Raw genomic sequence first — 23,643 nt, forward strand, 5'->3', positions numbered from 1 at the left:
TTTATTTATGGATGCGGATGTCTTTTACCTGAAGTTGGACAACCGTATTCTTATTATAGGTATTTTCTTCGACGGTATAACAAATGTCGAAGGGTTTCATTTGCTTGATATGCTCGTTATAGCGGCTCATACCAAACGCAATAGCATGGATGATGGGCGAAGAATCGGACAGGCTATCGATAATTTCCAGTTTGATGTGCTCCAATTCGCGTCCGACCAGTTTACTTGTCCCATAGTCTTTGACAGCTCGTGTACAGAAAATGGGTTTTTGATTCTCTGGTCCGAAAGGTCCCATCTCTTTCAAATCCCGTAAAAACTTGGGGGAAATTTCCTTGAAGTCCAGTATCGCATCGATATCGATTTGCGGTGTCAAGTCTTTCGTCCCCAATTGGGCAGCTACGGTTTGTTGGAACTTCTTTTTGAAGGCTTCCAGGTTTTCCTCTTTGAGCGAAAAGCCTACGGCATACGTATGTCCTCCGAAATTCTCCAACAAATCGCGGCAATTCTCAATTGCTGCATAAATATCGAATCCTACCACCGAACGAGCCGATCCCGTCAAGAACTCAGACGATTTGGTAATTACAGCTACCGGCCGGTAGTATTTCTCCGTCAGGCGTGAAGCGACAATGCCAATCACTCCTTTATGCCACGTAGGATTGTATACCACAATAGCTTTTTGGTCTTTTTCTTGCTTACTTTGCTCCGCGATGAGGTGGCTGGCCTCTTCGGTTATCTTTTTGTCCAGTTCGCGTCGTTCATCATTGTACTGGTTGATGCTTTCGCTCTTTTTGCGGGCGGTAGCGCTATCTTTGGCGAGCATGAGTTCGACGGCCTCTTTTCCATTCATCATCCGTCCGGAGGCATTAAGGCGCGGACCTATTTTGAATACGATGTCACTGATGGTAATCTCTTTGCCCGAAAGTCCACACACATCGATAATGCTCTTCATTCCGATGCTTGGATTCGAGTTGATTTGTCGTAATCCGTAGTAAGCCAACACGCGATTCTCGCCCGTAATGGGTACAATATCTGAAGCAATGCTCATAGCTACCAATTCTAATAGCTTTTCCAATTCGGCCAGCGGGAAGCCATTGTTGATGGCAAAGGCTTGCATGAACTTAAATCCTACGCCGCATCCCGAAAGATGTTCATAGGGGTATTTCGAGTCTTCGCGCTTTGCATCCAATACGGCTACCGCATCGGGGAGCGTCTCGTCGGGCATGTGATGGTCGCATACAATGAAATCAATGCCTTTCTCCTTTGCATACGCTACTTTATCGTGTGCTTTAATACCACAATCGAGCGAGATAATAAGCGTAACGCCATGCTCAGCCGCATAATCTACGCCTCGGAACGAAACGCCCGACCCCTCGTCGTATCGATCCGGGATGTAATAATCCAAACTGGATGTATACGGTCTCAAATACTTATAAACCAGCGATACGGCTGTCGTACCGTCTACATCATAATCGCCATAAATCAAAATCTTTTCTTTCTCTCCTAACGCTTGGTTCAGGCGCTCTACCGCTTTGTCCATATCGGGCATCAAGAAAGGATTCTCCAAGTCGTTCAGACTGGGTTTGAAGAATTTCTTGATAGCCTCGCGGGTGGTTAAGCCTCGTTGTACCAGCAAAAGGCTGATGGCTGGGCTTAGTCCCAGTTCTGCCACGAGCCGGTCTCGTTCCTGAAGCTCTGCTTGTGTAGGAGGTTGATAGTTCCATTTGTAAGTCATTATATTATTTTTCTTTTTTATCTGTCTTAAAGGCTTCCCGTCCTTTAGGAGGAGGAAGCAAAAGGGCATGGCCCGTTTTCAATTTGTAAAGGTACACATTAAAATCCGTATTTACCCGCTTTGCCCCTGAAAATAGATTTTTTCTTGTTATTTTTCTGAAACTACGGGAATGATTTGTACTTTTGCCTGCGTAAAAACAACCGGAGGAAAAATCGGTACCCTGCCAGGAAAACTTTTCGGGTTGCCTATGGAAAGTTTCCAAGATAGGCAGTATTTCTATAAATATCGACGATATTTACACAAACATCGACGATGTTTGTATATCTTTAGTCTAAAGATAAAGAAATATCGACGATACGTGAAGAAAAGACAGGCAGGAAAGCAAGTTTCCATAGGAGGTTTGGAAAGTTTTTCCGGGTAGCTTTTCCGTTTTGGCTGGGAATAGAAGATGGAAAAGCGCCGGGATATGGATAATAGATATTAAGGTAAGTGATTAAAAAATAGAAAGAAAGACAATGATTTCATGGGAAGAAGACATACGGAATGCGTGCCAAACGATGCAAAAGGGAGGACTCATTCTGTATCCGACCGATACGATTTGGGGAATCGGATGCGATGCAACAAACGAAGAAGCAGTGCGCCGGGTGTATGAACTCAAACGGCGCGTAGACAATAAAGCGATGTTGGTGCTGGTGGATAACGCGATGCGGCTGGAAACGTACGTGGAAGAGGTGCCAGAGATTGCATGGAATTTGATTGAGGTAGCCGACGGGCCGCTTACGATTATTTATGACAAAGGGCGGAACTTGGCATCCAATTTATTGGGAACGGATGGAAGCGTGGGTATTCGCGTGACGCAAGAAGCCTTCTCGCAGAAGCTTTGTTTCCAGTTTCGTAAGCCTTTGGTCTCGACATCGGCTAACCTGAGCGGGGAACCTTCGCCGGCGCATTTTGGCGAGATATCCGATGCCATCAAGCAAGGCGTAGATTATATCGTGAACTATCGGCAAGACGACCGGCAAAAAGCGGTACCTTCCCACATCATTAAGTTAGGGAAAGGCGGCCTGTTCCAGCTCATTCGGTGATATGAATAAGTGGTGGCAAATAGGGAAGTACATGGTGGCCGATTGGGGGACGGCAGCACTTGCTTGGTTTCTGTTCAATCTTTTCCGATACCATCATTTGGTGGTTTTTCGCGAAGTGAGCACACTGGGCGAGTTTTTATGCTATCCTCATGTGCTATTAGGGCAGATAGGGATTCCGTTCTTTTGGTGGGTCGTATATTATTTTTCGGGATATTATAACTTTCCGGTATCACGTTCGCGGCTAAATGAGCTTTGGCTGACGTTGATATCCTCGTTTGTAGGTGTCATCATCTTGTTCTTTGTATTGATTATCAACGAAACGCCATTTGCTTATCAGCTATATTACCAATTCCTCGTGGTATTGTTTGGGACGCACTTCGGTTTGACATACTTGGTTCGCCTTAGCATCACGACTCATTTCTTGAATGCCCTGAAGCATGGGAAAGTATTCCAGCGGGTGGTTCTTTTCGGGATAGGTGCACGGGCCTTATCGATTGCCGGGCAATTGCAAGCGGTAGGGTATCGCGTGGTGGGCTTTGTCCCGGTCAGCGACGCGGAAGAACAAGCCGTGCCCGACGAGTTGCTTTGGCGCGAACGGTCGCTTGTATCGGAACGGATTCAGCAACAAGCGGTAGACGAATTGGTAGTCGTGACGGAAGCCTTGGATAGCATTGCGCTATCTCAGTTCCTTTATACTTTATATATTTATAAAAAGCCAATCAAGGTATGGATGGACAAGCAATCCGTTCCTTTTTCGAAGATTCGATTACAAGCCGTCAACGGTGTACCGTTTGCGACTATCACGGAAAATAACTTCTCTCCGGCTGAACAGAACCTCAAGCTCTTTGCCGACCGGATTGTTTCCGCTGCGATGTTACTTTTGCTCTGTCCGTTGTATTTGTATATAGCTTGGCGGGTGAAACGAGATTCGCCGGGACCTATTATTTATAAGCAGGAACGTATCGGATTGCATGGACGTCCGTTCTTAATTTATAAATTCCGCACGATGTATGTCGGTTCGGAAGAACAAGGTCCGATGCTTTCCCGAGAAGACGACAAACGGATTACGCCTTTTGGTTCTATTATGCGGAAATACCGTTTGGATGAATTGCCTCAGTTCTGGAATGTTTTGAAGGGAGATATGTCGTTAGTCGGTCCGCGTCCGGAACGGAAATATTTTATCGATCAGATTGTACAGAAAGCACCTTACTATTATTTGCTTCATAACGTTCGACCGGGAATTACTTCGCTGGGTATGGTGAAATATGGTTATGCCGGAACTGTTGATCAAATGATAGCACGCTTGGAATATGATATTGTATATTATGAAAATATGTCGCTGGCCTTGGACATCGCCATTTTGGTGTATACAGTCAAGACCGTGTTGACGGGTAAAGGAGTTTGATGATATGGCAAAAAACAGTTGGTTTTATAAATTCTTGCTTTGGCGGGAAAATACAATCAAAGAGAAACATTTTGTATTAATTGTAAGTTTTTTAGTAGGGATATGTACGGCTGCCTCCGCCATTATCTTGAAGAATTTGATTCATTGGATACAGCATCTCTTGTCTGTCAATTTTGATGCGGACCAGGTGAATTATTTATACCTTTTGTATCCGGTGGTAGGTATTCTCTTGTCGGGATTATTTGTGAAATATGTGGTGCGAGATGATATCAGCCACGGGGTAACGAAGATTCTTTATGCTATTTCGCAACGGAAAAGCCGTATTAAGTTGCATAACGTTTGGTCATCAACGGTCGCCAGTTCCGTAACGATCGGATTTGGTGGTTCAGTCGGGGCGGAGGCACCTATCGTCCTTACAGGAGCGGCTATCGGTTCCAATCTGGGCCGTCTCTTCCGTATGGAGCAAAAAACATTGATGTTGCTCGTCGGCTGCGGGGCTGCAGGGGCTATTGCGGGTATCTTTAAGGCGCCGATTGCGGGTTTAGTTTTTGTGATTGAGGTGTTGATGCTCGATTTGACCATGACATCCGTTTTACCTTTGCTGATTACTTCCGTCACGGCGGCTACCGTCTCTTATATCTTCACAGGAACGGAAGCGATGTTCCAGTTTTCTCAGACTGAAGTCTTTGCCATCGAGCGTATTCCTTATGTTATTTTGTTGGGAATCTTCTGCGGATTGGTGTCGCTTTATTTTACGCGGGTGATGAATTGGACGGAAGGTAAATTTCGACAATATGGGACCTCTTTTTGGCGCAAATTCCTCATGGGGGGAGCTACATTGAGTTTGCTTATTTTCATTTTCCCTCCGCTTTATGGAGAAGGATATGATACCATTGGGTTTTTGCTGAATGGACAATTTGCCGGATTGATGGATAATAGTATGTTCTATTCGCTGAACGATTCCTATTTTGGTATCATCATTTTTCTGGGTCTAATCTTATTGATGAAAGTGTTTGCATCGAGTGCCACAAACGGAGGCGGAGGATGCGGTGGTATTTTTGCACCCAGCTTATACTTGGGATGTATTGCAGGCTTTATCTTCGCGCATATCTCCAACTATTTCCCCTTTACCATGTATCTTTCGGAAAAGAATTTTGCCCTCTTGGGGATGGCAGGGGTGATGTCGGGCGTGATGCACGCGCCGCTAACGGGTGTTTTCCTGATTGCCGAGTTGACGGGTGGCTATGATCTTTTCCTTCCGTTGATGATTGTTTCCATTGGTTCCTATATTACGATTCTGATGTTCGAACCGCATAGTCTGTACTCTATGCGTTTGGCGCAGAAGGGTGAACTCCTGACGCATCATAAGGATAAGGCGGTGCTTACGTTGCTGAGTACCGATAGTATAATTGAGCGGGATTTCCAGACCGTTTCACCCGAGATGACGCTGGGCGATATGGTGAAGGTAATTGCGCGTAGCAGTCGTAATGTCTTTCCGGTAGTGGATGAACGGGGGGTGCTGCTGGGTATCGTATTGCTGGATAATATTCGGAATATTATGTTCCGTCCCGAATTGTACAATCGTTTCCGTGTATCCAAGTTTATGGTTTCGGCTCCGGCAAAGATAGTGGTCAATACGCCGATGGAACAAATCATGCAGACGTTCGACGATACGAAGGCTTGGAATCTCCCAGTAGTCGACGAGACGGGACGTTACATGGGCTTTATGTCAAAGTCGAAGATATTTAATTCCTACCGGGAAGTGCTGGTGGATACCTTCTCGGGAGATTAAGGATGGAACGGATTTATTCTGTTCACTAAAACACACAGGACAGTTAATCACTCATTTTGGTTTTGAGAATAAAAATACATGTAGCCCAAGAAAAAACTTGTGGTTATCTGTCCAACCTGTGTGATTCGTACGCTATATTACCAATAAACATACTAAAAAAGATTATATATGAAGAAAGAAGATTTGAGAATTGTGTATATGGGGACGCCGGACTTCGCGGTAGCCAGTCTGCGTGCCTTGATGGAGGGTGGATATAACGTGGTAGGAGTCGTGACGATGCCGGACAAACCGATGGGTCGTCATGGTAGTGTGTTGCAATCCAGTGCGGTAAAGCAGTATGCGGTTTCTGTGGGGCTGCCGGTCCTCCAGCCAGAGAAGCTAAAGAATGAGGAGTTTCTGGAAGCGTTGCGGGCTTGGAAGGCCGATTTGCAGATTGTCGTGGCGTTTCGCATGTTGCCGGAGGTAGTCTGGGATATGCCGCGTCTGGGGACGTTCAATCTCCATGCCTCCTTGCTGCCTCAATACCGCGGAGCAGCGCCTATCAATTGGGCTGTCATCAACGGTGAAACGGAAACAGGCGTAACGACCTTCTTCCTCACGCACGAGATTGATACGGGGAAGATTATCCGTCAGCGTCGTCTCCCGATTGCGGAGACCGACGACGTGGGGACAGTACACGATGCCTTGATGACGATGGGGGCCGAACTGGTGACAGAGACGGTAGATTTGATTCTCGCCGGAAAAGCCGAGGCGATTCCACAAGAACAGTTGATGCACGAAGCCGAGACGCTCCGCCCAGCCCCGAAGATTTTCAAAGAGACTTGCCGCATCGATTGGCATAGGTCGCTAAAGCATATTTATGATTTTGTGCGTGGCCTTTCACCCTATCCAGCGGCGTGGACAGAGATGGTGGATGCGGAGGATAAACGACAGGTATTAAAGGTATATCAAACCGAGATGCGCCCGGCATCGCATACCGACAGCACAGGCTCGCTCCATACGGATGGAAAGACCTATCTGGAGGTGGCTGTCGAGGGCGGATACCTCCGGTTGCTTTCCGTGCAGTTGGCAGGGAAAAAGCGGATGCCCATAGCCGCTTTCCTTAATGGAATGAAGCATCTGCCGCTGCGGGTAGAGTAACACGAATGGTTTTTTGATAAGAGAGTGCATAAGTGTAGATAGCATACACTCTATTTTTTACACACAGAGACACTAAGATACGGTCTATTTCGGTTGAAAACCGATAGCATAAACAAATACCGTGTCATCGTGTCTCTGTTTTTTATTTCTTTTCACCTACCTTCCTTTTTCTCCTAATTCCGAATAGGATTCCTTCCTCAATCGATTTGCACCGCCGGTGCAAACGCCCAAATGTTAATAAACCTATTTGCACCGCCGGTGCAAATGCCGCCATGTTAATAGATGTATTTGCACCGCCGGTGCAAGTCTCCCAACGTTAATGGATGTATTTGCACCGCCGGTGCAAGTGTCCCAACGTTAATAGATGTATTTGCACCGCCGGTGCAAGTGTCCAAATGTTAATGGATGTATTTGCACCGTCGGTGCAAGCGTTCCAACGTTAATGGATATATTTGCACCGCCGGTGCAAGCGTTCCAACATTAATGGATGTATTTGCACCGCCGGTGCAATCTATTCCGGAAATAGGGGAGAGCCTTATTAAAAGGGTAAAAGAAAGAGGGTGTGTCGTAAGAGATATATAGGACGCAGAAAAACGCAGACTAAAGCGCAGATGCTCACAGATTTTTATTTTTTTGCGGTAAATATCGCGTAGCTATTAAAAGAATCTGCGTTTTTCTGCGCTTTAGTCCGCGTTTTTCTGCGTCCTATTTCCTATTTCGATGTACTGACCCTTTATCTTTTTCTGTTTTTTCAAAAAAAAGAGGCTGCGCCTATTTCGACACAGCCTCTTATAAGGTAGATTAAGATAAAGAATAACGGGGATTATTTCCAAACCAACCCGTCTTGATTGATTCTCCATACGGTACCGTCTGCAGCCGGAAGTGTGATTTCGAACAGCGAAGCGGTACGTTCTACAGTAAGTTTGCTCATTTGTTCAGCCGAGCAGATATCGCTGGCTTTCAGTGTTTGGGCTGACGCGGCATAATGACCCGTTGCCTCCTGATATTCTTTCTGTCGATAATAAAGCTGGCGGAGTATCCATTTAGTTGCTTCTTCTGGTTTGGGTTGGAAAGTATCTTCCCCCTGGCCTGCAACTTTGTCGGAGAACTGAACATAACCCCAATATTCCGGTAAATGGATGTTGATAACGCCCGTCGGAGCCCATACCCAATTATATTCGCGGATATTCTCTTCGCCCTCGATAGGAATTTTTACATATTTACCATTTTCGGCCTTCACGGTCCATTCCACGCGAGAGAAATTCACGCGGAACTGGTCGCCAGCCTGTGGACGAGCGTTGGCACGGTCGCGCACTTGGTTTAATGCGCTCCAGGGGAAGAAGACCTCGATGCTCCACGACTTGTCCGTGTCGTTAGGATTGTTGAGTGTACCATCTACATGGACGCCCACCTTCTTACCCAGATATTCCCAGTTGTTCACGACGCACGGACGATTACGATAAGGTTGACTCAGGTAGAGGTCCCAATCCGTCCCGTTTGCATTGATTTCATATTCCAAGTAATTGTGCGTCGAACCCATGGCATCGATAAAAATCTCGAAGTCGTTCTCTTTGAAGATGACGCAATCATGTTCGGTCTGGTACGCCCAAACATGTGGCTCGTCCATAAGAGCAGCGAAATACATGCCATTCTCGTCGTAGGCCATTTTAGCGCGAGTTTGGAAATGGGGAGCAGGACGTTTATCGCCTTCAATATCCACGAAGTCCGACGTCCAAGGGATGGCATCCCATTCCGTCAGTTTGCCGTCCACCTTAATTTCGCCTGGCGCTTTGTAGCAGACGTATGTCGGCGGGTTGAGCGGTGTGACGGGCGCGAAATCGATACTGGGTTCGTTGGCAGTCTGCGATTGCGGCGAACAAGCGGCCAGTAAAGCGCAGAGCGCACTGCATGTCAATACATTTTTCTTCATATTTGCAAGTGTTTATTATTTGTTGTTTTCGTTTTCATTGGGTGCCACCGTACCAAGAAGCATACATGTGGTAATTTTTAGCGATTTTCTGGTTTATCTCTTTGGATTGCTCCGGGTCGACCTTCTTCACAAACTTAGCCGGTACGCCGGCATAGATGCTGCCCGGTTCGATGATGGTTTTGCTTAATACCACCGACCCGGCTGCGACGATGGCACCTTCACCCACGACCGCGTGGTCCATGACGACGGCGCCCATGCCAATCAACGCTCCGTGTTCAATCTTTGCCCCGTGGATGGTAACGTTGTGCCCAATGGAGACATCATCGCCAATCTCGATGACTGATTTCTCGTAGAGCGTATGCAGGACCGAACCATCTTGGATATTGACGCCATTCCCGATGCGGATGGAATTCACGTCGCCGCGAATGACCGTCCCAAACCAGATACTGCATCCTTCGCCTATGACGACATCGCCAATGATGGTCGCATTATCGGCCAAGAAGGTGTTCGCGCCTATCTGGGGCGTAAAGCCTCTTACTGATTTTATCAAAGCCATATTCTCTTTGTTTTATATTAGATTTCCCTTGTTTTCATGCGGAGCCATTCCCGTTCGTCGTCGGAGAGGGACGGTGCCAGTTTCTCGTATACTTCCTGGTGATATTTATTCAACCAAGCATGTTCGCGCGCCGAAAGCATCGAGACGATAATCAGTCGCGTATCGATATAACAAAGCGTGAGTGTCTCCATGTGGAGGAAGCGGCCGAACTCCGTCTCGCTGTCTTCCCGTGTAACAATCATATTCTCGGTCCGGATGCCATATTCTCCAGCACGATAAAGTCCCGGTTCGTCGCTCGTGACCATGCCCGGTTCAAGCACCGTCGGATTCTCTTCCATACGGATGCTTTGCGGTCCTTCATGCACGTTAAGACAATGCCCAATGCCATGTCCTGTCCCGTGCAGAAAATTCAACCCGGCATCCCACAAAGCTTTACGAGCCAAGATATCGAGCTGACTGCCACGCGTCCCAGCCGGGAATTTGCTTTTCGCGAGACTAATGGTTCCTTTCAATACGCGCGTGAAGTCTTTACGCATCTGCTCGGTTGGTTCGCCCAAGGCGATGGTGCGAGTGATGTCGGTTGTACCGTCCATATATTGCGCTCCGCTATCAAGCAAGTAGAGTCCTTCGGGCTTTAATGTGGCATTGGTCTCAGGCGTGGCGGCATAATGCACGATGGCACCGTGGGCCGCATAAGCCGAGATGCTCTCGAAGCTGTCCATCAAATAATAGGGTTGTTCGGAGCGGAGGGCCGACAATTTCCGGCTGGCGTCCAGTTCTGTGATGGTTTCTCCCGCCTGCAGAGAGGTCTCCAGCCAATAATAGAACTTTGTAAGCGCCACGCCATCCCGCACGACCGCCGCATGGAATCCGTTTAGCTCCGTTTCGTTCTTAATGGCTTTCAATTTATTGGCAGGAGAGGTACCTTCTATCCATTTTACCTTTTCAGGCAGATGGCCGAAAATCGCCGCGTTGGTGTGGTTCGGGTCAAGAAGGATGCGCGTCTTGTCCGGCAATTTCTTCAGGTAATCATACAATTTCGTATAATCGGCCAGGATAACGCCCTCCTTTTGAAGCTGTCGAGCCATTTCTTCCGGTACTTTCTTCGGATGGATAAAGAGGACATTTTCGTTGTTCGAGACAAACAGATAGGCGATGGCAACAGGGTTGTAGGCTACGTCCGTCCCACGGATATTGCATGTCCATGCTACTTCATCAAGCGCCGAGAGCACCGTGCAATCTGCTCCTGCTTTGTGAAGCGCAAGATGGATGTCTGTCAGTTTATCTTCCGTAGATTTTCCACTAAACTCGACCGGCATTTCAAAGATAGGAGCATCGGGAATAGCCGGACGGTCTGTCCAGAGCGCATCCAAGAGGTTGATATCTGTCCGCAGGTAAATCCGCCCCCGCCCCAACACGTGTGAAAGGTTCTCTACCTCGGTCTGGCTCATTGTTTCGCCATCGACGCCTACCTGCGCATGTGGGTCGAGTTCGTCCAACAGGAATTCTCCGATGGAGGGAGTATCTGGCATTTTGAGACGGAAAAGGTCGATGCCCGTCCCTTCGAGCTGCATCTCAGCCTGGAGGAAATAGCGCGAGTCCGTCCAAAGTCCCGCTTTATCTGCGGTCACGACAACGGTACCAGCCGAGCCGGTGAAGCCCGAAATCCATTCTCTGTATTTCCAGCAAGCTGCGGGATATTCACTCATGTGCGGATCGGCGGTCGGGATGACGTACGCCGCTGTATCGTTCTTTTTCATTTCTTCCCGCAAGGCGGAAAGGCGTTCTTCGATTCGTGTTTTCATTGCATTTCTATTTTATGAGACGCACAAAGATACGCATTTTGTCGAAACCACCCTATTTTTCCTTGCGAAAAAGACCGCTGGGGCGTGAAGAGAGTCATTGAAGCCTCTTTCCGGGGCTTGTTTCCCTTCTTCATGCGTTTCCGCATCCTTTTCAATTCATTTCAGGGGTGAATCAAGGTAAAAAAGTACTTTCGGATGGGGAAGAAGGACATTGGCATGGCCGCGAAGGACAGATGGAAGCTCCCAAACGCATTATTCAAGCGGGCGATATACTTTTTTGTCCATTTCTCCGTTCTGTTTAGAGGAAATCAGTAACTTTGAACCCGTTTTTTGGAAAAGATGATGAGAAAATACCTATACATTATGTATATGTGCGTGCTGGCAATAGCGGCGCGGGCGCAGGTAGGTGACGAGGCGTATAGTTTTTTGCTGCTCCCGACGTCGACGCACGCCGCGGCATTGGGTGGACATACCGTATCGCTTGTCGAGACCGACCCGTCGTTGGGGTTCCACAATCCGGCGCTCTTGGGCGGTGAGATGGACAATATGTTGAACCTGACGTATATGAATTATATCTCGGATATCAATGTAGGAAGTGCTATTTACACCAAGGCTTTTAAGGACAAAGGCGCATGGGGTGTGGGTGCGAGCTTCTTCAGTTATGGAAAAATCGAGGAATATTCGGAAGAGAACGTATACATAGGTGATGCTTCGGCCAAGGATATCAACGTGCAAGGTTTCTTTGCGTATGATTTGAGCGAGAAGTGGCGCGGCGGCGTGTCGCTTAAGTTGCTCTATTCGGCCATGGCGGATTTTTCCTCGTTCGGGTTGGGTGTCGACGCAGGACTGAGTTATTACGATTCGGAAAAGAAATTTTCGTTCGGGTTCACCTTGAAGAATATCGGCGCACAGCTCAAAGCCTATCATGAAGAACGGCAGAAGATGCCGTGGGACATCCAACTGGGTATCTCGAAGCAAATGGCACATGCGCCGATTCGTCTTTCGCTGACGGCGATGTATCTGAATAAATGGAAATTCGACTATGTGGATGCGAACGACGATACATACGACGGTGACAGTTTTGGGCAAGCGTTGCTGAAGCATTTTGTGGTGGGTGTCGATTGGTTGCCATCCGAAAACTTCTGGGTTGGCGTGGGCTATAACCCCAAGCGGGGCATGGACATGAAACGGGAAGGAGGCAGCTTCTTGTCGGGCTTCTCGGCAGGTGCGGGTTTGCATATCAAGATGTTTGATGTCGGCGTTTCGGTGGCGAAATATCATCCTTCAGCCATGTCGCTGATGATGAACGTGGCCGTGCGTTTCTCCGATTTTAAATTATGATGAGGAATGATTATGAATAAGCAGAAAAAGATAGTAATCGCCATCGATGGCCACTCTTCGAGCGGTAAGAGTACGATGGCAAAAGATTTGGCTCGCGAGCTGGGCTATGTGTATATTGATACGGGCGCGATGTATCGGGCTGTTACGCTTTATGCGCTCCGGAAAGGGTTGATTCGCGATGGAAAAATCGACGAGGCGGCGTTGGAGGCGGCCTTGCCCGATATCCACATCTCTTTCCAATTCAACGCGGAGGCCGGCCGGCCAGATACGTATCTGAACGGAGAAAAGGTAGAGCGCGAGATTCGGGGCATGGAGGTGTCTGATTGGGTCAGTCCCATTGCTGCCTTGGGTTTTGTGCGCCGGGCCATGGTCGAAAAGCAACAGGCGATGGGGAAGGAGAAAGGAATCGTGATGGACGGGCGCGATATTGGCACGGCTGTCTTTCCGGATGCGGAGTTGAAATTCTTTGTCACCGCTTCGCCGGAAGTGCGTGCCCAGCGTCGGTTGGACGAGCTCCAGGCGAAGGGCGAAACCGTTTCCTACGACGAAGTATTGGAGAATGTGAAGAAACGCGATTATATCGATTCAACCCGCGCTGAAAGTCCGCTCCGCCAAGCTCCCGACGCTCTCGTGCTGGATAATTCCCACATGACGTTGGCCGCACAAAAGGCGTGGCTCATGCGGCAGGTACAATTAAAAATGAACAATTAAAAATGAATAATGAACCATTGGTGCAGAGTGTAAAAAAAGCGGAGCCTTCCGTTTTTTTACTTTTTACCTTTTAATTTTTAATTGAACAACGTGATTGTCGAAATAGATAACAGTTCGGGCTTTTGCTTTGGCGTGGTGAATGCCATCAGCAGTGCCGAGCGTGAATTGAAGAATACGGATACGCTCTATTGCTTGGGGGATATTGTGCATAATAGTCTGGAAGTAGAGCGGCTGGAGGCGCTGGGCTTGCGCACGATAGACCACGCGGAGTTTGCCCGCCTCGAAGGGCAGAAGGTGTTGCTCCGTGCGCATGGCGAACCACCTTCGACATACGAGACGGCGGAACGGAACCGGATTCAGATTGTCGATGCGACCTGCCCCGTCGTGCTCCAATTGCAGAAGAAAATCCATCATTGCTATCAAGAGACGCGCGGAAGCCATACACAAATCGTGATTTATGGGAAAAAGGGCCATGCCGAAGTGAATGGTTTGGTAGGGCAGACCGACGGCACGGCGATTGTCGTAGAAAAGGCAGATGATTTGGACCGCTTGGATTTCTCGCGCAATATCAGTCTCTTCTCGCAAACAACCAAGTCTTTGGATGGTTTCCGTTCGATTGTGGCGGAAATCGAAAAGCGGTTGGGCGAAGGTGTCCAGTTTGATTATCATGATACCATCTGCCGCCAAGTGGCCAACCGTTTGCCGAATATCCAGAAGTTTGCCCTGGCGCATGATTGGGTTTATTTCGTAGCCGGGAAGAAAAGCTCGAACGGGCGGATGCTTTTCGAAGAATGCCGGAAAGCCAATCCGCATAGCCAGTTTATTTCTTCGGAAGAGGAGATTACCGAACCGCTTGCGAAAGAGGTCCGGCGCGTCGGTGTCTGTGGCGCGACTTCCACGCCGAAATGGCTGATGGAAAAGATTGCAGAGAAAATTCGGCAGATTAATGGATAATTGGCAAATAAATATTACTTTTGTCTCGAACTTTAAAACAAGAATTTTATGCCTGCAATAAAGTGTGTTGGTATTTTGACTTCCGGGGGCGATGCTCCGGGAATGAATGCAGCCATCCGTGCCGTGACACGTGCTGCAATTTATAGTGGAATCCGAGTAAAAGGAATTTACCGCGGTTACAAAGGAATGATTACCGATGAAATCGAGGAGTTCAAAACTCAGAACGTGAGTAACATCATTCAGCGGGGCGGAACGATTCTGAAGACGGCCCGTTGCATGGAATTCAAGACTCCGGAGGGGCGTAAGCAAGCCTATGATAAATTGTGCGAACATGGGATTGATTCGCTCGTCGTTATCGGCGGGGATGGTTCGCTGACCGGGGCACGTATCTTCGCGGAAGAGTTTAATATGCCGATTGTCGGTCTGCCGGGTACCATCGACAATGACCTGTGGGGTACCGACGTGACGATTGGATACGATACAGCCTTGAATACCATCATGGAGTGTGTCGATAAAATCCGTGATACGGCTACTTCCCACGAGCGTTTGTTCTTTATCGAAGTCATGGGACGCGATGCGGGCTTCCTGGCACTCAACGGCGCGATTGCGTCGGGCGCAGAGGCGGCGATTATCCCGGAAATTTCGTTGGAGAAGGACCAATTGGCGGAGATGATCGAGACAGGTTTCCGCAAATCGAAGAACAGTAGTATCGTGCTGGTGGCTGAAAGTGACGTGACGGGCGGCGCTATGGGCGTGGCTGAACGCGTGAAGAAGGAGTATCCGCAGTTTGAAGTGCGCGTCTCTATCCTTGGCCATTTGCAGCGCGGTGGTTCGCCTTCGGCTCAAGACCGTATCCTCGCGACTCGCATGGGTGTGGCTGCCGTGGATGCGTTGCTTGATGGGCAGCGGAACGTGATGATTGGTATCCAGAACGACGAAATCGTGAACGTGCCGTTCTCGAAGGCTATCAAGAACAACAAGCCTATCAACCGCGACTTGCTGAATGCGTTGCGCATCTCTTCTATTTAAAAACCTAATATTTTTTTTCATAATGAATAAAGCCGTTCGGGAGTTTCCCGGCGGCTTTTTTCGTTCTTTTTGCTTGATCAAAAAGAACCAAAAAATCAAGGCTTACACTCCAGAGGCTACCCATTCTCGCTGCTCCGCTGAAATCTCGGAAAACTCGCTTCGCTCAAACAGCCGAGATTTCTTCACGCTCCGCCCCGGAATGGGCTTTACGCCTCTTCCGTTAGGCCGGTTTCGTAATAATGGATAATTGACAATGGACAATTTCCCCCGTTCGTAGGGGCGGAATGCTTCCGCCCTTCTCTGCGTTCCAACGGTTATTTATGGAAAACAATGGGGCACAAAAAGGGCGGGCAAAAAAATAGGGCGGATTCAATCCGCCCCTACAAGCATATTAATTGTCAATTGTCCATTGTCAATTGACAATTACCACAACGTGATGGGCTCCGGATATTCCACCACCAGCGGGCTGCCGCCATCGTAGGTTTCGATACGGACTTTATATTGACCTTCCGTTAAGTCTGGTACCATCGTAAATTCGCAACTGGTCTCTGTGACGTTGCTGATGGTCGCGGCTTTGATCCATTCGATGTAATCCTGATCATTGACAAGCCCGATGACGTGCTCCAGCGTGCCGTCCGCACCTTTCAGCGTGAAGCCTTTATAGTTTACGCCAGTTTGCTTGCCTCGCTCGATGCGGTTCGGATTCTCCGGGTCGCCTCCCTCTTTTTGGTAGACAGCAGTGATTTCGGGCGTGACGGGTTCGGGGGTCGGTTCGTCGCCACCCTCGTCTGGTTTTGTATTGGGTTTCTGGCCTAACACTTGTTGCTTGATGCGTTTGATTTCCTCGTTCTGATGCTTGGCAAACGCGATGTAATCCTCGTTGTCGTCTTCCATGAGCATGTAGGCGTTAATCACCAGCATCAGATTGCGATACGCCTCGTCGACCTTCAGCCTCGCCTGCTTCATGGCGCCCACCGTCCGCGCCGCATATTCGTCTGCCCGCTGCTGGATGAGGTCATTCACCTTATCGTTGGCCGTTTTCAGTTGCGTTACGACGGAGGTCAGGCTCAGCGCCTCCACTTGTTCCGCATATTTGTCCTCCAAGTCAGCGATGAAATTCTTCAGCAAACCAGTTTCCTTATCCAACTGTGCTCGCGTATTAATGTGGTAATCCTTAATGTGTTGGTTTAATACTTTGGCAGCTTCTGCCATCTCCGGAATCGCGATGCCCAGCATTTTAGCCACCATCTGCTTGTAGCTTATATATAAGGTATCGCGCAAATCATCATTTTTCTTGATTTCATCCGTCAAGAAACTCTTCCGTGAAGTCTTCAACGCCTCATCCTCAACCAAAAAGGCTGCATCATAGGGCATAAGCACCTTTGCGCAATGTTCATTAATGGTCGCATTGGCTTTCACCTGCGCCAGCGTGTTAGCATGGTACGCATAATGCGCGCCATTATTCAACCGTTCAAGTCCAATAGAATCAATTAAATCAACCATACTTTATATTTTTCTTGATTATACCCCAAAGTTACAATTTTTTTTGTGAAGCTAATCTTTAAATCCAAAGAATCAATGATTCTATCTTCATACAGCGCTGTAACAGACAAGAATCAATGATTCTATCTTCATGCAATATTGCAACAGATAAGAATCAATGATTCTATCTTCATGCAATATTGCGAAAGATAAGAATCAATGATTCTATCTTCATGCAGTATTGCGACAGATAAGAATCAATGATTCTATCTTCATGCAATATTGAGACAGACAAGAATCAATGATTCTATCTTCGTACAGTATTGCGACAGACAAGAATCAATGATTCTATCTTCATGCAATATTGCGACAGATAAGAATCAATGATTCTATCTTCATGCAGTATTGCGACAGACAAGAATTAATGATTCTATCTTCATGCAGTATTGCGACAGACAAGAATCAATGATTCTTCTTTTATGCAGCAGTATAATAGTTTGGAAATACTATTTTTGAAGATTTTTCTTACAGAAAGAATATAGAAAAATAGGCGTAGAAAAGCGGTATATTCGTTTCATTTCTAAATTTATTCCCCTAATTTTGTAACACATTTATCGTTTAACTAAAAAACAAAAAGAGTATGAAGCGTTTTTTCCTACTTCTCATGATAAATGTGCTCTGCCTGCAAGCGGGCGAGGCGCAATCCCTTTACACCGAACGCCTTTTCCTGGCTCCAGAGAAGGAGAGTTGCGTGCCGGGCGACACGTTGTGGGTCGAGGGGCAGTTGCGGGCAGCCGATTCCTCTTTTGCTCCGCTTAGCCGTTATGTGTATCTGGAGTGCATCGACGTGCGAGATTCCTTGTTGGCACGGCAAAAAGTGGCGTGCGATTCGACGGGATATTTTTGCACCGAATTGCCGACGCAGTTTGAATGGGAGCCGGGCGTGTATTACCTGCGGGGATATACGCGCTGGATGCAAAACTTTGCGACGGAGAGCCATACCGTCGTGCCCTTCTTGATGGGCGTGCCATTGCCCCGGAGGTCGGAGGGGCGCGCGTTGCAGGTTCAAGCCTTTCCGGAAGGCGGAAGATGGGTGAACGGTTTCCTGCAAAACACAGCTATTTACGTGACGGATGCGGATGGTTTCCCCATCGAAGCGGAGCGGATGTTTTTGCTGAACAATCGGAACGACACGGTGGCGCGGAATATGGCCACAACGGCAGCGGGTCTGGGCCGATTGACGTTCATGCCGCAGCCAGGCGAGACGTACCGATTGCAAATCCCGCACGAGGGGCGCGACTTTCTGCTCCCCGTGGAAGCCGAACGGGGCGAGACGACTTTGCAGGCGATGGTGAACCGGAACAGGCTCATGTGTAAAATCTTATCGACAAGCGCGAAGGCGGATTACCGGCTTTATCTTTATCAGGCAGACAAAGGCGTGCTGGAGATTCCGATAAATGCGAAGCAAAAAATGGCCGTGATGAGTTTGGAAGGATTCGCGAGCGGCTGTTTGACGTTATTCCTGACGGATTCAACGCAAAACGTCTTGAGCGAACGTATCCTGTGGCTGGCCGACGATGCACAAATGGAAAAGCAACCCATCTGCCAAATGGAGAAAACAGCTTATTTGTCCCACGAGCCTATACATTATAATATAGAGGAAACAGACAACGCACGCGTGTTTGCCCGGATTGTTCCCAGGGATGATTTGCTGGCGACACAAGCTACGGAAGCGTTGCATTTCGCGAACGATGTGTTTTCACCGGTACGTTTCCCTTTCTTAGAAGCCCATGAATGGAAAGAGCTGACGGGAGATTTGGACAATTGGCTCTGCACGGCGCGCTTCGTCCGCTTTCCGCTGAAACGTTACTTGGCGGGCGAGATGAAATATCCGTATTATATAGAAGATATTATACTGATTTCGGGGAAAGCGGTGGACAGAAAGGGGAAACCGTTCGGTCCGGGGCTGCTGGACGTGCACGACAAGAAAGCGCAGATGTTCTATTCCGGCGCGATAGACAAGGAAGGGAAATTTACCATAACGGTAGATGATTACCCCACCGGGAGCGCGTTTCGCCTGATGGCCAAAAACAGCAAGGGAAAGGCGCAGGATTGCGGGTTCGAGATAGAGGAACTTCCCTTCCCGGCGGTAGTTATTCCGCATCGCTTTTCGTTGCCCGAAAGAGAAGAGGTTGCCACAGGAGATACGAGCTTGCGCTATAGCGTAGACGAAAACAATCAGAAAGTCTATCAAATCGACAAGATAACCGTCCAATCGCGCCGCCCCGTCGACCTGAAGGAAATCAGCCGGATGCCGACGAACTACATCGAACGGGAAGAGCTGGAGAAATACGGCTCGATGAGCGTCCGCTCGATGCTGGGCCGTTTCCCAGCCATCCAAATCACCCGGAATGGGAGCGGCAGTGGAGCCGGAGCGCTTCAAGGCACCTTGAAAGAATTGCAGGCACGTGATGAATTATTTACTTCCAACCGCGTGACAGACCAAATGGTTTCCTCCCGCGAATATGGCGAGACCACGATTGAATGGAAATCCATCCGCTTCGAAGGTTTCCATGCGCAAGGAGGCAGTAGCGCGCGGAGGCTGCAAGTGATAGTAGACGGCGAACTACAAATGGGTAATATCGACTACATTTTGGATTGGAGTGCCGGCGATATCCGTTCCATCGAATTAATCAAGCCGACGGATACGCGCTGCGCTGTCTACGGGACGCCTTCCGGCGCCATCCTTATCGAGACGATGTACGGGACGCCCGAATCGAAGGAGGAAAAGGGGCAGACGATTTATCCCTTCGGCCTCTCGACCAACAAACGACAAGCGAAGCTCTCTCTTTGTGCACCACTGCAGCCGGGCCGGTACCGGTTGCTATGGGATGTCATTACGCCAGACAAACAAATCTTTTCCGGGGAAGAAGAATTTGAGGTGCGGTAGGGATATATGTTTGTTTTATTCGTTATATTTGCCGCCACTTTTTAGAGAAGATTGATGAATATGGATTTTAAGTATGTAGTGGACCAATTTGCCGACATCCAAGTCCTGCGCTACCAGGTGCCGGGATTCGAGGAGTTGTCGTTGAGGCAAAAGCAATTGCTTTATCATCTGTCGGAGGCGGCGTTGATGGGGCGTGATATTTTATATGACCAGAATTGTCGTTATAACTTACGGGTTCGCCGGACGTTGGAGGCGATTTACCTGCACTATGCGGGAGACCGGACGACGGATGATTTCCGCGCGTTCGAGGTGTATCTGAAGCGGGTGTGGTTTGCCAATGGCATCCATCATCATTATGCGGAAGATAAGTTTGTGCCGGGATTCTCGGAGGCTTTCTTCGAGGAGGCTGTACGTGCGCTGCCGGTCGGTAAGTTGCCATTGGCCGAGGGGGAAACGGTGGAGACGCTGCTCGCCTGCTTGAAACCTGTGATGTTCGACCCAGAAGTGTTGCCCAAGCGGACCGTGCAGAGCGGGGACCGGGATTGGATTGCAGCTTCAGCCAACAATTATTACGGCGAGGGCGTGACGCAGGCGGAAGTCGAAGCCTTTTACAATCAAAAAAAGGAAGCCGATAAGAGCGATACGCCTATTTCATACGGATTGAACAGCCGCCTGGAGAAAACGGACGGACGCTTGGAAGAGAAGGTATGGAAAGTGGGCGGCCTGTATTCGGAGGCCATCGAGCGGATAGTCGCAGAATTGGAAAAGGCTGTGCCATTTGCCGAGAACGAGAAACAGGCAGAGATTATCTGCAAGCTGATAGATTATTACCAGACAGGCGACCTTCGCACGTTCGACGCCTATTCCATCCTTTGGGTAGAAGATACGGCATCACAAGTCGATTTCGTGAATGGTTTCATCGAGACCTATGGCGACGCGTTGGGACTGAAGGCGAGCTGGGAATCGACCGTGAATTTCCGCAACGAAGAAGCCACGCGCCGCACGCAGACCATCAGCGAAAATGCACAATGGTTTGAAGACCATTCGCCCGTCGACGCGCGTTTCAAGAAAAAGGAGGTGAAGGGCGTGAGCGCGAAGGTGATTACGGTCACGATGTTGGGTGGGGATTGCTATCCCTCGACGCCCATCGGCATCAACCTCCCGAACGCGGACTGGATTCGGCGCGACCACGGTTCGAAGTCGGTGACGATTGAGAACATTATGGAAGCCTACGATAAAGCGGCGCAAGGGAATGGGTTCAGCGAGGAGTTCGTATGGAGCGATGCAGAACGGGCGTTGATTCGCCAGTATGGTTTTATTACGGATGTGTTGCATACGGACTTGCACGAATGCTTGGGGCATGGTTCGGGGCAATTGCTTCCCGGCACGGATCCGGACGCGCTAAAGGCGTATGCGTCGACACTCGAAGAGGCACGGGCGGATTTGTTCGGACTCTATTATCTGGCCGATGCGAAACTGGTAGAGTTGGGTTTGGTGCCCGACGCGGAGGCTTACAAGGCGGAATATTATAAGTATATGATGAATGGGCTGATGACGCAGCTTGTCCGCATCGAACCGGGTAAAGAGGTGGAAGAGGCACACATGCGGAACCGACAACTGATTGCTCGCTGGATACTCGAACAGGGAGCGGGACAGGCGGTCGAATTGAAACAGCGCGACGGAAAGACTTATGTGGTGATAAACGATTATGAGCAACTCCGCGCGCTGTTCGGAAAACTCCTGGCGGAAGTGCAGCGCATCAAGAGCGAAGGCGATTACGCAGCCGGTCGCGCATTAGTCGAGAAATATGGCGTAAAGATAGACATCAACTTGCATAAAGAGGTGTTGGAACGTTACGAGAAGTTGCATCTCTCTCCTTATAAAGGATTTGTGAATCCGGTCATGCACGAAGAGAGAGATAAGGATGGCGCCATTCGCGATATTCAATTAGATTATACGGAAAATTATGTGGAGCAAATGCTTCGCTATAGCCGGGATTATTCTTATTTGAAGTAAGATGGAAGAAGAAATCAGGAATATACGTAAACAGTTGCGCTTGGCGATGAATGGCATCATCGCCAATAGTATGCGCGAGAAGGGGATGAACTATAAGTTGATATTTGGAGTTCCGCTTCCCGAGATAAAACAGATTGCTGCTTTGCATACGCCGGATGCCGACTTGGCGCGTGCGCTATGGCAAGAGGATGTACGCGAGATGAAGATTCTGGCTACGTTGCTTTTCCCACCGGAGGCGATGACACACGACGAGGCACGGCGTTGGGTCGCTGAGATTCCGTATCCGGAAATCGCGGAACAATTGGCTAATAATTTGTTGCCCTTGCTTGGGAAGGCGGATGCATTGGCGGTTTCGTTGCTTGCAGACGCGGAATCGCCTTTCTCGCGTACGGTGGGTTTCCTGCTATGGGCGCAATTATACAAAAGGAAAAAGGAGGTGAACCCTGCTTCCCAAGAGGTCTTTTTGAGCGAAAGCTTCTGCACATTGCAGCCAGAAGACGGGCGAGAGATTCCGTGGAGTGAGAAGCGGGCTGCTGTTCAGGCACTGCGTTTCTTCGGACGTTTGTCTTCGGTCCATGCGAATGAGGTATTGGAAATCGTTCATCCCGAATCACCTACGGCTGAACAGCAGGAGTTTTATGAAGAACTGAAATTCGAGTTTGAAGAATGGGATAAGGATTCATCAGAAAGCCGTTCCTAAAGCAACGAAGATACCCATTGCCAGCTCGACTAAGTTATTCACATGGATGGCTTGTAACATGTCTTCAGTAGTGAAGAGCCGTTCGTTTGTGCCGATATAGGGTTTCTCGACAGGCACGCCAAAGTAATCATGCGTGCCTCCGAAGCGGCAATCTAAAATAGCAGCCAAAGCCGCTTCCGGATAACCCGAATTCGGACTGGCATGGGCTCGCCCGTAGCGGAAGAGGAAATCGCGCTTGTCCCAATGACGGGTAACCAGGAGCATAAGGAAGGCGGTCAGTCTGGCTGGAATGTAATTAGCGAAATCGTCGATACGTGCCGCTATGCGTCCAAAATCGCGGTAACGTTCCGTTCGATAACCAATCATTGAATCCAGCGTGTTTACCATTTTATAGGCCGTCATGCCTGGAAGTCCCAGTAGCAGGAACCAAAACATAGGTGCAACGACGCCATCACTCAGATTTTCGGCCAATGTTTCCAATGCAGCAGTCCGAATCTCCTGGGGGGAAAGGGTTGCGGTATCTCGTCCCACGATGCGGGCAACCTGTTTCCGTCCGGCCTCTGTACTTTGGTCGACAGCTTCGAATACGGCTTTGACTTCCGTTATCAACGTCTTGCCTGATAGGAAATAAAATACACCGATAGCCGTCAGTAACGGTGGGAACCACGGATGTATGACGCCCGAAAAGTATAGTATCCCGCAGGTCAATAGGTAAACACCCAGGATTAACCCGACCGCAAACGCGCCACCTTTCAGGATGCGATCGTTTCCCCGGTTCCAATGCTTCTCGCCGTAGGCAATAGCTTTCCCAAACCAGATTACCGGGTGCGGCCACGATGGAGGGTCGCCCAAGAGCCTATCGCCCAGCCATCCCCAGAGAAAAGGCAGCGTTTTTTGCGCTAAAAACGGCATATTGAATATCCACATTTGTTCTTTCTTTTTTGTTGTTTAATGGAGCAAATTTACACAAAAAATGGGGGTAAAAAAACATTTGTATGGATGCTGAAAAAAATAT

General features: G+C 48.8%; 17 protein-coding genes. 11 read left to right on the forward strand and 6 right to left on the reverse strand.

What is annotated here, in order from left to right:
* Position 1: 1 nt before the first annotated feature.
* Positions 2–1,732 (reverse strand): single-stranded-DNA-specific exonuclease RecJ, encoded by a 1,731-nt coding sequence (recJ, locus tag B5F77_RS06940; protein WP_087329337.1) that lies wholly within the window; start codon positions 1,730–1,732, stop codon positions 2–4.
* A 515-nt stretch (positions 1,733–2,247) separates the two neighbouring features.
* Here recJ and B5F77_RS06945 point away from each other — a divergent pair.
* From B5F77_RS06945 to fmt, 4 genes are all read left to right on the forward strand, one after another.
* On the forward strand, positions 2,248–2,817 hold the full coding sequence (locus B5F77_RS06945) for an L-threonylcarbamoyladenylate synthase (RefSeq protein WP_087329339.1): 570 nt from the start codon (positions 2,248–2,250) through the stop codon (positions 2,815–2,817).
* Between the two features lies 1 nt (position 2,818).
* Positions 2,819–4,222: a sugar transferase gene (locus tag B5F77_RS06950; RefSeq protein WP_087329341.1), complete on the forward strand. Its 1,404-nt coding sequence runs from the start codon at positions 2,819–2,821 to the stop codon at positions 4,220–4,222.
* A 4-nt stretch (positions 4,223–4,226) separates the two neighbouring features.
* Entirely contained in the window at positions 4,227–6,014 is a 1,788-nt protein-coding gene (locus B5F77_RS06955) for a chloride channel protein (protein WP_087329344.1), read from the forward strand.
* A gap of 168 nt (positions 6,015–6,182) precedes the next feature.
* Positions 6,183–7,154 (forward strand): methionyl-tRNA formyltransferase, encoded by a 972-nt coding sequence (fmt, locus tag B5F77_RS06960; protein ID WP_087329346.1) that lies wholly within the window; start codon positions 6,183–6,185, stop codon positions 7,152–7,154.
* Positions 7,155–7,977: 823 nt separating this feature from the next.
* On the opposite strand, the gene B5F77_RS06965 is transcribed toward fmt, so the two are convergent.
* From B5F77_RS06965 to B5F77_RS06975, 3 genes are read right to left on the reverse strand one after another with little or no spacing between them, the layout of a single operon-like run.
* Entirely contained in the window at positions 7,978–9,084 is a 1,107-nt protein-coding gene (locus tag B5F77_RS06965) for a carbohydrate-binding family 9-like protein (RefSeq protein ID WP_087329348.1), read from the reverse strand.
* Between the two features lie 34 nt (positions 9,085–9,118).
* The gene (locus B5F77_RS06970) at positions 9,119–9,640 is read right to left on the reverse strand and encodes a gamma carbonic anhydrase family protein (RefSeq protein WP_087329350.1); all 522 of its coding nucleotides are present in this window, start codon (positions 9,638–9,640) and stop codon (positions 9,119–9,121) included.
* 17 nt (positions 9,641–9,657) lie between these two features.
* Positions 9,658–11,445 carry an aminopeptidase P family protein gene (locus B5F77_RS06975; protein WP_087329352.1) on the reverse strand — a complete coding sequence of 596 codons (1,788 nt, stop codon included), beginning with the start codon at positions 11,443–11,445 and terminating at the stop codon, positions 9,658–9,660.
* A 342-nt stretch (positions 11,446–11,787) separates the two neighbouring features.
* Here B5F77_RS06975 and porQ point away from each other — a divergent pair, with 342 nt between their 5' ends.
* The 4 genes from porQ to pfkA all read left to right on the forward strand — a co-directional run bounded on the left by porQ (position 11,788) and on the right by pfkA (position 15,480).
* Entirely contained in the window at positions 11,788–12,786 is a 999-nt protein-coding gene (porQ, locus tag B5F77_RS06980) for a type IX secretion system protein PorQ (RefSeq protein ID WP_087329388.1), read from the forward strand.
* Positions 12,787–12,798: 12 nt separating this feature from the next.
* Positions 12,799–13,497, forward strand: a complete 699-nt coding sequence (gene cmk, locus B5F77_RS06985; RefSeq protein ID WP_087329390.1) for a (d)CMP kinase — start codon at positions 12,799–12,801, stop codon at positions 13,495–13,497.
* A gap of 81 nt (positions 13,498–13,578) precedes the next feature.
* Complete coding sequence (locus tag B5F77_RS06990) at positions 13,579–14,451, forward strand: 4-hydroxy-3-methylbut-2-enyl diphosphate reductase (RefSeq protein ID WP_087329354.1); 873 nt, start codon at positions 13,579–13,581, stop codon at positions 14,449–14,451.
* A gap of 48 nt (positions 14,452–14,499) precedes the next feature.
* On the forward strand, positions 14,500–15,480 hold the full coding sequence (gene pfkA / locus B5F77_RS06995) for a 6-phosphofructokinase (protein WP_087329356.1): 981 nt from the start codon (positions 14,500–14,502) through the stop codon (positions 15,478–15,480).
* 423 nt (positions 15,481–15,903) lie between these two features.
* On the opposite strand, the gene B5F77_RS07005 is transcribed toward pfkA, so the two are convergent.
* Positions 15,904–16,983 carry a DUF6261 family protein gene (locus B5F77_RS07005; RefSeq protein ID WP_087329359.1) on the reverse strand — a complete coding sequence of 360 codons (1,080 nt, stop codon included), beginning with the start codon at positions 16,981–16,983 and terminating at the stop codon, positions 15,904–15,906.
* Positions 16,984–17,602: 619 nt separating this feature from the next.
* Between B5F77_RS07005 and B5F77_RS07010 the strand changes: the two genes are divergently transcribed.
* From B5F77_RS07010 to B5F77_RS07020, 3 genes are read left to right on the forward strand one after another with little or no spacing between them, the layout of a single operon-like run.
* A complete protein-coding gene (locus B5F77_RS07010) occupies positions 17,603–19,912 on the forward strand; it encodes a hypothetical protein (protein WP_087329361.1) in 2,310 nt (769 codons plus the stop codon).
* Between the two features lie 60 nt (positions 19,913–19,972).
* Positions 19,973–21,928, forward strand: coding sequence for a dipeptidyl peptidase 3 (locus tag B5F77_RS07015; RefSeq protein WP_239445756.1), 1,956 nt, complete (start codon positions 19,973–19,975; stop codon positions 21,926–21,928).
* A gap of 1 nt (position 21,929) precedes the next feature.
* On the forward strand, positions 21,930–22,628 hold the full coding sequence (locus B5F77_RS07020; protein ID WP_087329365.1) for a DNA alkylation repair protein: 699 nt from the start codon (positions 21,930–21,932) through the stop codon (positions 22,626–22,628).
* Here B5F77_RS07020 and cbiB read toward each other — a convergent pair.
* Entirely contained in the window at positions 22,611–23,555 is a 945-nt protein-coding gene (cbiB, locus tag B5F77_RS07025; RefSeq protein WP_087329367.1) for an adenosylcobinamide-phosphate synthase CbiB, read from the reverse strand. The genes B5F77_RS07020 and cbiB overlap by 18 nt on opposite strands.
* Positions 23,556–23,643 lie beyond the last annotated feature (88 nt).

The sequence above is a fragment of the Parabacteroides sp. An277 genome (assembly GCF_002159645.1).
Lineage (GTDB): Bacteria > Bacteroidota > Bacteroidia > Bacteroidales > Tannerellaceae > Parabacteroides.